The following is a 14,391-nucleotide window of genomic DNA, read 5'->3' on the forward strand; positions in this document are numbered from 1 at the left end:
AAAACAAATGGCAGGAGTTAAAGAGACACCTAGACAGCGGATGATCGGGATGATGTACTTGGTATTGACAGCATTGCTGGCTCTACAGGTAAGTAATCAGATCCTCCAGAAATTCGTCTTGATCAATGACGGGATGGAGAGAACTTCAAAAAACTTTATCCTTAAAAATGAATCAACGGTAGGTTCAATTGAATACACAGTTGAACAACAAGGAAATAATGAAAAAGATGTTCCTAAGGTAGCAGCAGCACAGCAAGTGCGAGAAACTACTAAAGAGATCTACAGCTACCTTGAAGATTTGAAGCAGCAGCTGATCACTCAGTCTAATGCTAAGAATGAAGAAGGTAACTTTGTGAGTTCTTCTTTGAAAAATACAGAGGTTGCGGGAAACCTTTTCGTGAACAACGGGAAAGGCGAGGAGATGAAACAAACTCTAAATGCTTATCCTACTAAGATTGAGGAGATTTTGGCTAGTGTCGGCATTACCGATAGAAAGTTTGCTCCAATTGCTTTGGATGCAGCTGAAATTGACCTCTTCAAAAATGATTCTGAAGCAAAGAATAAAAGCTTTGTTGCTTTGAATTTTGTGAAGTCCCCAGTGGGTGCAGTGATGGCTTTGATTTCTCAATATCAAAATGAGGTATTGAATATCGAAAGTGAAGCCTTAACTACTATCGCCAACACGATCGGATCATTCTACTTCAAAGCAGATATCACAGAAGCTAAAATCTCTGCAGTTTCCAATATTGTAGCAGCTGGTACCAAATTTGAAGGTACTATGTTTATTGCTTCTTCATCTTCATCTGCTACTCCAACCATGACATTGGATGGAAGATCTGTAACCGTCGATGAAAGAGGATTTGGACAGATTGAATTTACGGCTACCCCAGCTTCTCAATATGATGATAGAGGGTTAGCTAGAAGAGTATTAAAAGGTGAAATTGTTACCAATATTGGCGGTGAAGATCAAGTTCTTCCTGTAGAGTATGAATACTTTGTTGCTCAACCAGTAGTAAAAATTTCTTCTGAGGTTGTTCAGCAATTGTATGCAGATTGTGCTAATGAGTTGCTAATTGAGGTTCCAGCGCTTGGAAATACTTATGCGCCTGAATTCTCTGTAAGTAATGGTCAATCTATTAAAGGAAATAGGCCTGGACAGGTTACAATTATTCCTGGAGCATCCGGTAAAGTAACTATCGGTGTTAGTTCTGGAGGAAATAAAATTGACGACGTAACGTTTGATATTAAACCAGTTCCTGCTCCAACGATTGTAGCTGCAATGTCCAATGGTTCTCCATTAGACTTGGCTCAAGCTCAAGCAATTGGATCGCTTACAGGTTTGAAAATTTTAGCTACTCCTGAGCCTACCTTTGGAAGAACAATGGCGAAAGATGCCAATTTCGAAGTAACAGGTGGAGAAGTTAGACTATTGAGAAGTGATGTTCCAAGACAGACTATCCAGATTTCAAATGGAAACAGCTTGGCTATGAGATCACTTTTGGAAAGTGCAAGACCTGGTGATGATATAGTGGTGGTGGTGAATCAAGTAACCCGTACCAACTTTAGAGGAAATAAAATTCCTACCTCATTGAATCAAATCATTCGTATCGGAGTAAAATAATTTTCCGGTAAGAATTCAGAAAATACGATTATGAAAAAGTTTCTTCAAAATTTATTCTTATCCGTACTCGTGGCTGGCGGCTTAGCCCCTTTTACGAGTGAAGCTCAAGTTGCGGCTACTAGCGTGAGTCCATCTGGATACGGTGATAGACAATTTGCTATGGATACCGTTTTCTCGGCCAAAAGGATTAGAGAAGACGATAAAATGTATCAAATTGGTGTCTGGAGAAGAATCGATTTGCGAGAAAAATACAACCTATCTCTTTATGGTTCTGGTGATGCGAAGACTAATGGTATCATGAGCTATATCTATAAAGCTGTTGTGGATGAAAATGCTTTGGAAGTTTTTGCTGATGAAGATTTTACCCGTCCATTATCAATTGCTGAGTTCCAAGAGAATTTCTGGTTAAACGCTACTGGCGACAGTATTTTCGTAAAACAATTGTATTATCTGGATTTTAGAGAAGATTTTGTGTTCGATAAGCATCATTCGGATATGGTTTTTGACATTAAGTTCATTCATTTGGTAATGCCTTCGGCTACCAATTCCAATGCAGGTCAAGAAACCATAGGCTATATCCGCTACAAAGATTTCTACAACTATTTTAAAGATCATCCGGAAGCTAGATGGCTTAATTTCCAGAACATATCTAAAAGCTTGACTTATGATGAAGCTTTTGAAAGTAGACTCTTTAGGTCTGTAGTAAGGAGGTTCACAAATCCTGATGAAGCTTTAATTGCTGATATGGTTAGGGCAGATCATCCGAATCCAGACATGAAAGCATACATGGATGCATTAGCATTCGAGTACAAACTTCTAGAATTTGAAAACTCCCTTTGGGAGTGGTAAAATAAAAAGGGGCTTTAGGCCCCTTTATTTTTTTCTTTCCATTCCATCAAAGCTTTTGCTCTGCTTGATCCAATTACCTCAGTCAGTTCTTCTTCTGTGGCTTGACTGATCTTTTTTACTGATTTGAAATGACTCAAGAGTCTATTGGCAGTGGACTCCCCAATCCCAGGTATTGCTGTTAATTGGGTTCCAAAAGCATTTTTACTGCGAACCTTTCTATGGAAGGTGATTGCAAATCGGTGAGCTTCATCTCTTATTCTTTGAAGTAATCTTAAACTTTCTGATTTTTTGTCAATATGGATAGGGTAGGAATCTCCCGGAAAATAGATTTCTTCCAGGCGTTTGGCGATCCCTATGATGGGCATTTTACCATATATTCCTAAATCCTGAAGTGCTTCAACGGCTGATGAAAGTTGTCCTTTTCCTCCATCAATCACAATCAGCTTAGGAAGTGGCTTATCTTCTTCCATCAGTCTTTTATACCTTCTTGTCACGATCTCCTTCATGCTGGCAAAATCATTAGGCCCTTCCACTGTCTTGATGTGATAATGTCTGTATTCCTTTACAGCAGGCTTTCCGTTTAAAAAACAAACCATACTTGCCACAGGACTCGTGCCTTGAATATTGGAGTTGTCAAAGCATTCTATATGATCCGGGATCTCCGGTAAACTCAAATCTTGCTGCAACTGTCGGATAACCCTGTCCTTCTTATCTTGATTTAACCCTTGAAGTAAAGCCTTCTCTTTATTATAGAATAGTGCATTCTTGGTTGAGAGTTCTATCAGTTTCTTCTTATCACCAATTTTGGGCATGGTTAGATTAAGACCTTCTATTGGCTCTGTGATATCTATGTTTACCAATACCTCCTCAGCGTCGCTATTAAATTGGTCTTGTAATCTGATTAAAGCTGCTATCAGTAATTCCTCATTACTTTCATCTAGCTTCTTTTTTAATTCCACATTTTTGGAAACAATCAAAGAACCATTCTTAACGCGCATGTAATTGACATAGGCGTATTTTTCATCTGAAACCAAAGTACAGACATCATGATTGGAAATACTTGGATTAGCCACAAGAGATTTAGCTTGATACTTTTCTAAAAGATCCAATTTCTCCTTCATTCGGTGGGCCTTCTCGAATTCTAAGCTTTCTGCGTAGGCTTGCATCTCCTGTTTGAAATAGCTTTTAGCTATTCCTAAGTTGCCTTTCAATATATGTTTTGCCTGCTCTAAGTCCTTCAAATAATTCACTTCTGCCTGCTTTCCTACACAAGGACCTTGACAGTTGCCAATATGGTATTCCAGACAAACCTTATACTTTCCTTCATCAATTTTGTAAGGAGATAAGTCCAGCTTGCAGGTTCTGATAGTAAAAAGCTCCCTGATCAGGTCCAGTACATTATTCATCGCCTTGACACTGGCAAAAGGTCCAAAGTATGTCCCTCTTTTGGGGATTAATTTTCTTGTGGGGAATATTCTGGGGAAATGCTCTTTGGTAATCAGTAAATAGGGGTAAGTTTTATCATCTCTGAGTAGAATGTTATACCTAGGTTGAGATTTCTTGATTAGGTTGTTTTCTAATAAGAGCGCGTCAAATTCAGAATTCACCAAGGTGATTTCGATTTTCCGAATCTCTTTGACCATTCTTCTGGTCTTGAGGTTCACTCCTGTATTTTTATTGAAATAGCTACTTACTCTTTTTTTAAGGCTTTTTGCTTTTCCAACATAAATCAGATCTCCACTTTCATTGAAGTATTTGTATACACCCGGATGATCGGGTAATTGATTATATTCTTCCGGTGAATATGAAGATGACTGCATACGGCTAAATTAAAAAAACAGCTCCGAAATGAAGCTGTTTTCAATAATAGAAGATTTTTTAATTAGAAATCGTTCTTTTTCGAATCATAATCAAATTCCACGAATCGCTGACTTTCCTTTTCGTAGACATCACAGTTGATTTCTATGCTGAGTGGTCTTTCAGGCCTCGGGAATGGACCTTTGGTATATCCAAGATCTTTGTCTGCATAAACCTTCTCCATATATTTCACCCAGATTGGTCTGGCCGTTCGTCCACCTTGACCTTCGTACCAGCTTCTGAAGTGGATAGCACGATCATCTCCGCCTGTCCACACCCCTGATACTAAGTCCTTACTGATTCCAATGTACCAGCCGTCGGAAGCATTTTGGGTAGTTCCTGTTTTACCACCTAATTCATTTCCCTCTCTCAAAGACCAAGGTACCCCTTGGCTAGTTCCGGACTCTTCTTCGAATCCTCCTCTTAGCATATATGTCATCAAATATGCATGCTCCTCACTCATAGCTGGTCTCTTCTTCGGAGTGAATTGGTGAATGACATTTCCATTTTTATCCTCAATTCTATCGATATAGAAAGGGGTGGTATGCTCACCCTGATTGACGAAGGTTCCAAATGCACCCACCATTTCAAAAACAGATACGTCATTTACACCTAAAGCTAAGGCTGGAACTTCTTCCAAATCACTGGTAACGCCCAATCTTCTAGCCGTTTCAATGACTATTTTCGGACTGAGTTTTTTCATCATATATGCAGTCACCGAATTGACTGATTTGGCCATCGCCTTACGAATGGTCATTCTTTCGTAGGTGAATTTACCATCAGCGTTGGATGGAGACCAAGCTGGCTGGCCTGGAATGTAAACTTCCACAGGTTGATCTATGACTGAATAACATGGGCTATATCCATTCTCTATTGCAGCAGCGTAGACAAATGGTTTGAAAGTAGAACCTGGCTGTCTCTTTCCTTGCTTTACGTGGTCAAATTTGAAATATTTATGATCAATACCTCCGACCCAAGCTTTAATATGGCCCGTATGTGGATCCATGCTTACAAAACCAGTCTGTAGGAATTTCTTATAGTATTTCAATGAGTCCATGGTACTCATCAAAGTATCTATCTCTCCATCCCAAGAAAATACTCTCATCTTCTTCTTCTCATTGAGCTTGATATTGATGGAGTCCTCATTGTCCTTGTAGCGGAGTTTCAATAGTCTGTAAGCTTCGGTTCGTTTAACAGCATTTTCGATGAAGTTTGGAATTACCCTATTTTCACTGTCTATCCAAGGGTCACGACTTCCCATTTCCTTATAAAACTTCTGCTGTAATGCAGCCATTTGTTCAGCCACAGCCTCTTCAGCATATTTCTGCATCCTGCTGTCGATGGTAACATATATTTTCAAGCCATCGCCAAACAAATCATAGGAGGTTCCGTCAGATTTGATATTCTCTTTAGTCCATCGAAGCAAATCTGCTTTCACTACTTCCCTGAAATAAGTAGCTAATCCTTGGTTTTGATTTTGAACTCTATAATCCAGTTCAATTGGCATATTGGAAATGGAATCAAACTCTTCTTTTGTCAAATGGTCATTTTTCACCATTTGATACAAAACAGTATTTCTTCTTCTCAAAGAGTTTTCAGGATTGAAAACTGGACTGTAATAGGTTGGAGCTTTGAAAAGGCCTACCAAAACGGCAGATTCCTGCACATCCAATTCTGCCGGAGTTTTATTGAAGAATGTTCTTGCGGCAGTTTTGATTCCGTATGCGTTCGAACCAAACTCTGAGGTATTCAGATACATGGTCAAAATTTCATTCTTGGTGTATGCCTTTTCCAGCTGAGTAGCTACAATCCATTCTTTGGTTTTGATGATCAACATTCTCAAACCCGGAATAGAACTCAAAAAGCCCTGATTGGCATCAGTTCTGGTTTTGAACAGGTTTTTAGCCGTCTGCTGACTCAGAGTAGATCCACCCCCGGCATCTTGCCCCAAGAGAATTGATTTGACAAAAACACGAACCATTGCTGTCATATCAATTCCAGAGTGATCTTCAAATCGAACATCCTCTGTGGAGATGAGAGCATTGACTAGATTGGGAGAAAGCTCATTGAAGCTTACCGGACTTCTATTTTCCCGGGCATAGGTCCCCAAAAGTAGACCGTCAGAAGAATATAATTCTGATGCTACTTCGCTTTCTGGGTTTTCCAGTGCTTTGAAATCCGGAAGTGGACCAAATAGCCCTAAGAAATTTACAGAAACCATCCACACGAATAGGATGAATCCGAAAACCATTGCTCCAAAGGCAATCCAGAGGTATTTGATTGTTTTACTTGCCCAAGAAGTTGTCTCGGGCTTGGTGTTTTTACTCATATTTATTGATAATATGCCTCAAAAAAGGCTCTATATTCTTCTAAGTTTTTACTTCTATTCAGAATTTGAAAGTTTTCAATGGAGATAAAGAATGCCTGGTTTTTAAGCTCTTTGCTAAGTTTGGCAGACTCAAAGTTCTCCATAAATTTCAAATAATACTCTTTTGCCTTCTCCGCATTAGTGAATGGACTGATGATATAAATGGCATTTTCTCTATTCATATTCATATTCCCAGTCCTCAACCTTGAATTGGAGAAGTTTTTAGCATGGAAATTTTCCAATTCTCCAACCAAACCTGCAGCCTTTTCTGCTTCCTCCGGGCTCATGACCAAAACCATGATATGAGTTTGATTTTCATCCAACTTAAATGGAGAATCCAATAGCTTTTTCTCTGTCGAAACAGAATCCTTCAAGGATAAATTCAAATTAGCAGAGTCCAGAGCGGTACTGTCTGACTGATTTAATGAAGCCAAATCTTCTTTCGGCAAGAGTGGCTTGAGCATATTTCTTGCCAATTCTACCAAGCCCGCATCTTTTGTGTTTTCTATATAAGCCTCCAGCCTTTCCTTGAATCTTTCACGGCTTTCAACTTTTCCGGAAATCATGATATCCAAAAGCAATAATCGTTCTGTATTTCTTGTTAATGGATATTCTTCCAGAGTTGATCGGATAATTCTTCTACTTTCTCCGAAGTTGCCGTTGTAGTATAAATCATAGGCCTGCTCGTAATTTTTTGAAGATTGGAGATAGGCTATATTTCCTGAAGCTGCTTCTGGATTATTTACTGAATAGGTGTACTGTGAATCAGGATACTCCCGATTTAATCGGCCTACATACTGCTGAAAATTTCCTCTTCTTTCTTTTTGTGCCAAATACAAAAGGTAATATGCTTCCGGCTTTTTGGAGCTGTTAGGATACTCTCGGACCAGTACCTCCAAATTGTCAATAGATCTCTCTATTTCTTTCAAATCAAAATAAAGAACCTTACCCAATTCAAAATAAGATTCCTCCAATTCCTGGTTTAATGATTTTTTGTCTTCAGCAGTCTGAGGTATCTGAGCTAACAGAGTTTCTATATCAGGTAATTGATTTAGGGGATTGTTTTCATCCGAAGTAGTGGTGGAATCTACTGTTGCCTGAGGATTATTGCCGGTATTTCCCTGAAAATTGACTGCACTTCTTCTCCAATTATCCTGAAGAGGACGATTACCCCAAGTTCTGTAAAAGGTAATTGCTCCTTGTTGCATTGCAACTGCATTGTCGAAATAGAAAGAAGATCCAGAACCCCTGTCTGCAAAAGCTAAGAGATTATCAAAAATCCCTGAATTTTTGGGTTTTTCTTTGGCCTTTGCTTCGGCTAGAAGCCTTTCCTCTTCAGATTTGATAAACTGGTTTGCAACAGCAGTCTGTTCCTCCTTGCTGAGTGAGCTCAAAAACAAAAGGCTGTCATTTTGCTGAATTCTCTCAACGTGAAAGACATATTGATCCAAAGTTTCTTTTTGCTGTGCAATTTGAGCAGCGCTTGGATCTGAGGCTTTGATAAAAGTTAAGGCGCTATCCAGGTAATACTTTGTGGCTCTGTAATCTTTAAATTCATTGAAATTTATGTCTGCCAGCTTTTGGTAAATGTACCCTTTCAACCTTGGATTGCTACCAGGTTCTTTTGCTGCTTGGTGTAGTAAACTTACAGTTAAAGGAATATCACCTTGTTTTTCTTCAAATAGAGCCCTTTCGTAAACCACTACATCTTTGAGGTCCTTATTTTTTTGATCTGCATATAAGGACTCGTAGTAATTCCGAACTTTTCTCAAATCCTTGGAAGCATTCAACTCGGCAACCTGCTGAGCATATAGTTGGGCAAAGAAACTTCTTTCATAGGGAGGATTTCCCTCCTGAGCTTTCTTGTAATAATCAAAAGCCAGGGCATCCAAGCCTTCTCTTTGATATAATTGAGCTAGAATAAAATTAATTCGGGAGGTTTCTTTTTTGTCTTGGGCATATTCGGTGGCTTTATCTAAGGCTCCGATCACTCCACTTCTATCCCTTCTTTTTTCGTAATAATAGGCTAAAGTCCTGTAAAGCTCATACCGATTTTCCTCATTGATTTTAGACTCTTTGGACAAGTAATCTATGGTGAAGTTTGCATCCTCAAATTGACTCAAATCTACATATAGTCTAAGCAGGCTAATCAATGCTTTATGCCTCAGGTCTCTATCCTTGCTTTTAACATTGACATATTTGAAAGCATTTTTTGCATCATCAGATTGAGCCTCCAGATAATCTATTTTTCCGATTAGATAGTAGCTATCGTCTACCCATTTTGATATTCTATGCCATTCAATTGCCTTTGATGCCAATTCCCTCGCTGACTCCAATTTTTCATTGGAAGATTGGATAGTTGCAGAATCGATAGGAATAAATACCGGTAAAACCTGAGTGTAATCTTCTTTATAGTTGCTTTTTACTTCTTTCAGGACTTCATTGATCTTGACATCTGCTAGATAGTAAGCATTGTAATGAGATGTGAGATTGTGAAAAGCCCGGTTAGTGAAAGTATTCCTCTCTGAGGAACAGGAACCTAAAAAAATTGAACAAATGAATATAAGCCGGGATGTAAGCCGCATGAATAAATACAAAGATTTGTGATACCAAAATAGCTCTTTTGTGCTACATAGCGAACGAAATAGGCATTCAAATATTTCAATTCACTGAATACCAGAGGAAAGGTATCGGATTATTTTACTTTATTTAAGAATATGGAGCAATCTGAAGACCCAAAAAAGGAGAGAAAAGCATGGAATGACAGCAATTCCTTTGTCAAATATATTGGTTTATCCTTTCAATTATTTGGTGTTATTGGAGCGGGAACCTGGTTTGGTTGGTGGCTACAGCAAAAAAGTGACATGAAGTTTCCTGTGTGGATACTGTTATTTTCTTTTTTATCGGTTTTTGTGGCTTTTTATCAGCTTTGGGTGTCGATGAAACAAGATAGGTGAAATTAGAAAACTAAATTCAAAAGTCTGAAATCTAAAATCAGAAATCTTAAAAACATGTAATAGTGAAGGCTTTGCTATAAGGTTTGATTTTCCTGGAAGTAAAATACCCAAAGCAATTAAAAGGTTAGAATGTTTGAAGTATAAAGTCAGAAAGCTGAAATTCTAAGGACAGAAATTTGAAAGGAGGCTCCTCTTTAAACCATCATCCAAATAAAATTTGGTACTTTTGCAGAAAAATAATTCCCGATGAGTTTACCCAAAAATATGCATCTCCGGTTTTTTATCCTTTCGGGGATTTTGGCGGCATTGATCTTGATTTTACAGGTTTTGGTACCACAGATAATACATGCTCATATCTGGCATATCTATTTTTTTCTCCTGATTATCTCCTTTTTTATCAATGTTTTAAACGCTTTTTTACTCAAATCATTTTCTGAAAATTTCTTTCAAATATCCGTTTTAGCAATGATTCTGAGATTAATTGGCTCTTTGGTGTTCGTTGGGATCGAAGTTTGGCCCGGAATGGAGAATATAATTTTGTTTATAGGAGATTTCTTTGTGATTTTTTTGTTCTACTTAGTTTTTGATATCTACGCCTTTCTATCTAACTTGCGCCCGATTTCAAAGTAGCCCTCAAATTAAAGAGTTGATGACGCGCAAACTACTGGCCCTAAGTATTTTATTATCAGCATTTTTGCTGGGATTTTCTAACCCCACTTTCGCAGCCGGATCAGAGGAAGACAAGACGAGCTTCATCATGCATCACGTGAAAGACTCGCATGAGTGGCATTTTGCGACCTTTGGTCACACGCATGTGACCCTGCCTTTACCGGTAATTGTTTATTCCGGTGACAGAGGGTTGGAGGTTTTTATGTCCTCCAATTTCCAAAATCACGAAACCCATGAGTTTGGAAAAGAATATGCTCACGAAGGATATTATATTGACGAGCATGATCATTTGGGTAGAGTAGATGAAGCTAGCTTCGTTGAGTTATCCATTACGAAAAATGTGGTCATGATGTTTATCGTCATGTTTATTTTGGCTTGGATTGCTCTTTCTGCAGCTGGACACTACAAGAAAAATGGCGCTGTAGCCCCTAAAGGTGCGGCTGCATTGATTGAGCCTATCGTGATTTTTGTGAGAGATGAGATTGCAAAAAATTCGATTGGTCCTAAATACAAAAAATTTGTTCCTTACTTAATCACACTTTTCTTATTCATCTGGTTTGGTAACCTTCTGGGACTTCTTCCTGGTGCTGCTAACCTAACTGGTAATATTGCTGTGACTTGCACCTTGGCGGTTTTGACCTTCATCATCACCAATGTGAATGGAAATAAGGATTACTGGAAGCACGTTTTTGCAACCCCTGGAGTTCCGATTCCCATGTTGCTGATCATTGTTCCTGTAGAAATCATCGGTTTGTTCACCAAGCCATTTGCATTGATGGTCCGATTGTTTGTGGCAATCACTGCTGGACACATTGTAATCCTAGGTTTTATTGCCTTGGCATTCATCTTTGAATCTTACACTATTGGGGTAGTAAGTACCTTGATGGTCACATTTATCAATATTATCGAATTGCTGGTTGCTACAATTCAGGCGTATGTATTTACACTATTTACAGCGATGTACATAGGTGGTGCAGTGGCTGAGCACGCGCATGACGATCATCATTAATTAGGAATTTCTTTGTTCAATTTATAAATCTACAATTATGTTAATGTCTATCTTATTGACTGCTGGTTATGCTCTAATGGGAGCTGGAATCGGTGCTGGTATTGTTGCGATTGGCGCAGGACTTGGTATCGGTCGTATCGGTGGTCAGGCAATGGAATCTATTGCTCGTCAGCCAGAAGCTGCTGGTAAGATCCAAGGTGCTATGTTGATCATCGCAGCCTTGATCGAGGTGGTTTCCCTGTTCGCAGCGGTAATCTGTTTGTTGATCGCGTTGAATATCGCGGGCATCAGCTAATCAAAAATTGAAAAGGGTCTGGCTTTGTGCCATTCCCTTTTCTTTCTGTTTCATTGAACAATCTGAAATAAATCATACATCATGGATTTGATAACCCCAGGTTCCGGTCTTATTTTCTGGCAGCTTTTAGGCTTCCTAGGTTTGCTTTTTATCTTGATCAAATTTGCTTGGAAGCCTATGCTTGCAGCTTTGGAAGAAAGAGAGAGCAGCATTGAAAATGCATTGAAAGCAGCTGAGACTGCCAGAAATGAAATGGCTAATCTCAAAGCTGAAAATGAGAAGCTATTGGCAGAAGCCAGATTGGAAAGAGATGTCATCTTGAAAAAAGCTCAGGATGCTTCCAATAAAATGATTGAAGACGCTAAGGCCGAGGCCAGCAAGCAAGGAGCTCAAATGATCGAAAATGCGAAAGCAGTCATCGAAACTGAGAAGAAAGCTGCTTTAGCTGAGGTGAAAACCCAAGTAGCAGTCTTGACCCTTGAAGTAACAGAGAAATTATTGAGAAAGAATTTGTCAGATGAGAAAGCTCAGAAAGAGTTGGTTGACGAATTCATCAAAGATTTGAAGCTAAACTAAGATCCTCCCATGTCAAACCAAAGAGTAGCATCCCGCTATGCCAAGTCCATTTTGGAACTAGCCCTTGAAAAAGGTCAGTTGGAAGAAGTTCATGAGGATTTCCAAAAGCTTACTACTATTGCCAATGGTAATAGAGATCTGAGCTTATTGCTGAAAAACCCAATCATCAATTCTGAAAAGAAATTGAAGGTTTTGAAAGCACTTTTTGCAAAAGGAGCTCAGGAAATGACCCTGACTTTCTTTGAAATTGTTTCCAGAAAAAACAGAGAAGAAATTCTGATAGACGTTGCTAAAGAATTTGAGATTCAATACAACGTTCATAAATCTATTCAGGTAGCTGAATTGACTACTACCTTCCCGATTGATGAGAAAATGCGCAAAGAGTTTATTGCCATTGTTAAAGAAATCTCCGGAATGGACTCAGTACAGCTAGTTGAAAAAATCAATCCTGCGATGATCGGAGGATATGTATTAAAAGTGAATGACCGTCAATTGGATGAGTCATTAAGCAGTAAACTGAGAGTATTGAAAAATCAGTTTAGCGAAAATCATTACGAAAGTAAAATCTAATCCAAAAGCATTAATCAATCTATATCATGGCAGAAGTAAGACCAGATGAAGTTTCGGCAATCTTGAGAGAACAACTCTCCGGAGCCAGAACAGAGGCCGAACTCGAAGAAGTGGGTACAGTCCTTCAAGTAGGGGACGGTGTAGCTCGTATCTATGGACTTTCTAAGGCTCAGGCCGGTGAATTGCTGGAATTCGACAATGGTCTGAAAGCAATGGTACTGAACCTAGAAGAAGATAACGTAGGTGCGGTATTGTTCGGTGACTCTAAAGAGATCAAAGAAGGCGATACTGTAAAGCGTACCAAGAAAATTGCCTCTATCCAAGTTGGTGAAGGTATGTTGGGCCGAGTAGTTGATACCTTGGGTAACCCAATTGATGGTAAAGGACCAATCGCAGGAGATTTGTATGAAATGCCTTTGGAGCGTAAAGCACCAGGTGTAATCTACAGACAGCCTGTAACTGAGCCTCTTCAAACTGGTATTAAATCTATCGATGCCATGATTCCAATAGGAAGAGGGCAGCGTGAATTAGTTATCGGTGACCGTCAGACTGGAAAGACTGCCGTAGTTATTGATGCTATCATCAACCAAAAAGAATTTTACGATAAAGGAGAGCCTGTTTTCTGTATCTATGTTGCTATCGGTCAGAAAGCTTCTACAGTAGCAAACGTAGTAGCAGCGTTGGAAAAAGGTGGAGCTCTTCCGTATACAGTAATTGTTTCTGCATCTGCTGCTGACCCAGCTCCGATGCAATTCTTTGCTCCATTTACTGGTGCAGCGATTGGAGAGTTCTTCCGTGATACCGGAAGACCTGCATTGGTTGTTTATGATGACTTGTCTAAGCAGGCAGTTGCATACCGTGAAGTATCCCTATTGCTAAGAAGACCTCCGGGACGTGAAGCATATCCAGGTGACGTATTCTATTTGCACTCCAGATTATTGGAAAGAGCAGCTAAGATCAATAAGTCTGATACAATTGCTCAGCAAATGAACGATCTTCCTGAGTCTATCAAGCCTTTGGTAAAAGGTGGAGGTTCTTTGACAGCCTTGCCAATTATCGAAACACAAGCTGGTGACGTTTCTGCTTACATCCCGACTAACGTAATTTCCATTACTGACGGTCAGATTTTCTTGGAGACCAACTTGTTCAACTCCGGTATTAGACCTGCAATTAACGTAGGTATCTCTGTATCCCGAGTAGGTGGTAATGCACAGATCAAGTCCATGAAAAAAGTAGCTGGTACTTTGAAATTGGATCAAGCACAGTTCCGTGAATTGGAAGCATTCTCCAAATTCGGTTCTGATTTGGATGCAACTACCAAGAGAACTATCGAAAGAGGTAGAAGAAACCAAGAGATATTGAAGCAGCCTCAGTACTCTCCGGTATCTGTAGCTCATCAGGTAGCCATCATTTATGCTTCTACAAGAGGTTTGATGGATTCAGTACCTGTAGAGAAAGCTAGAGCATTTGAGAAGGAATTCTATACTCTATTGGATACTTCTTATCCGGAAGCTTTGCAGTTGATCCTCAAAGGAGATATTGACGGAGCTGGTGAAATTCTAAAGAAAGCAGCTGCAGAATTAGCACCGAAATACGCAAAATAAATCAATTAGCCGGAGG

The 14,391-nt window shown here is 39.3% G+C and carries 11 protein-coding genes; 8 read left to right on the top strand and 3 right to left on the bottom strand.

Going from position 1 to position 14,391, the window contains the following annotated elements:
• Positions 1–7: 7 nt before the first annotated feature.
• Both porM and porN read left to right on the top strand, forming a co-directional pair.
• Complete coding sequence (gene porM / locus FL972_RS07970; RefSeq protein WP_144604590.1) at positions 8–1,621, top strand: type IX secretion system motor protein PorM/GldM; 1,614 nt, start codon at positions 8–10, stop codon at positions 1,619–1,621.
• Positions 1,622–1,651: 30 nt separating this feature from the next.
• A complete protein-coding gene (gene porN, locus FL972_RS07975) occupies positions 1,652–2,470 on the top strand; it encodes a type IX secretion system ring subunit PorN/GldN (protein WP_144604592.1) in 819 nt (272 codons plus the stop codon).
• A 14-nt stretch (positions 2,471–2,484) separates the two neighbouring features.
• On the opposite strand, the gene uvrC is transcribed toward porN, so the two are convergent.
• From uvrC to porW, 3 genes are all read right to left on the bottom strand, one after another.
• Positions 2,485–4,290 carry an excinuclease ABC subunit UvrC gene (uvrC, locus tag FL972_RS07980; RefSeq protein WP_144604593.1) on the bottom strand — a complete coding sequence of 602 codons (1,806 nt, stop codon included), beginning with the start codon at positions 4,288–4,290 and terminating at the stop codon, positions 2,485–2,487.
• Positions 4,291–4,352: 62 nt separating this feature from the next.
• Positions 4,353–6,656 carry a penicillin-binding protein 1A gene (locus FL972_RS07985; RefSeq protein WP_144604595.1) on the bottom strand — a complete coding sequence of 768 codons (2,304 nt, stop codon included), beginning with the start codon at positions 6,654–6,656 and terminating at the stop codon, positions 4,353–4,355.
• 2 nt (positions 6,657–6,658) lie between these two features.
• Positions 6,659–9,280, bottom strand: coding sequence for a type IX secretion system periplasmic lipoprotein PorW/SprE (porW, locus tag FL972_RS07990; protein ID WP_144604597.1), 2,622 nt, complete (start codon positions 9,278–9,280; stop codon positions 6,659–6,661).
• 132 nt (positions 9,281–9,412) lie between these two features.
• On the opposite strand from porW, the gene FL972_RS07995 reads away from it, so the two are divergent.
• The 6 genes from FL972_RS07995 to atpA all read left to right on the top strand — a co-directional run bounded on the left by FL972_RS07995 (position 9,413) and on the right by atpA (position 14,375).
• Complete coding sequence (locus FL972_RS07995; RefSeq protein ID WP_144604599.1) at positions 9,413–9,652, top strand: AtpZ/AtpI family protein; 240 nt, start codon at positions 9,413–9,415, stop codon at positions 9,650–9,652.
• 649 nt (positions 9,653–10,301) lie between these two features.
• Positions 10,302–11,330 (top strand): F0F1 ATP synthase subunit A, encoded by a 1,029-nt coding sequence (gene atpB / locus FL972_RS08000; protein WP_144604601.1) that lies wholly within the window; start codon positions 10,302–10,304, stop codon positions 11,328–11,330.
• Between the two features lie 37 nt (positions 11,331–11,367).
• Positions 11,368–11,625, top strand: a complete 258-nt coding sequence (gene atpE, locus FL972_RS08005; RefSeq protein ID WP_026947636.1) for an ATP synthase F0 subunit C — start codon at positions 11,368–11,370, stop codon at positions 11,623–11,625.
• 81 nt (positions 11,626–11,706) lie between these two features.
• A complete protein-coding gene (locus FL972_RS08010) occupies positions 11,707–12,201 on the top strand; it encodes a F0F1 ATP synthase subunit B (RefSeq protein WP_144604603.1) in 495 nt (164 codons plus the stop codon).
• Positions 12,202–12,210: 9 nt separating this feature from the next.
• Positions 12,211–12,771, top strand: a complete 561-nt coding sequence (gene atpH, locus FL972_RS08015; RefSeq protein WP_144604605.1) for an ATP synthase F1 subunit delta — start codon at positions 12,211–12,213, stop codon at positions 12,769–12,771.
• A 26-nt stretch (positions 12,772–12,797) separates the two neighbouring features.
• On the top strand, positions 12,798–14,375 hold the full coding sequence (gene atpA / locus FL972_RS08020; protein ID WP_091652284.1) for a F0F1 ATP synthase subunit alpha: 1,578 nt from the start codon (positions 12,798–12,800) through the stop codon (positions 14,373–14,375).
• Positions 14,376–14,391: the final 16 nt, after the last annotated feature.

This window comes from Algoriphagus algorifonticola, assembly GCF_007655305.1.
GTDB lineage: Bacteria > Bacteroidota > Bacteroidia > Cytophagales > Cyclobacteriaceae > Algoriphagus > Algoriphagus algorifonticola.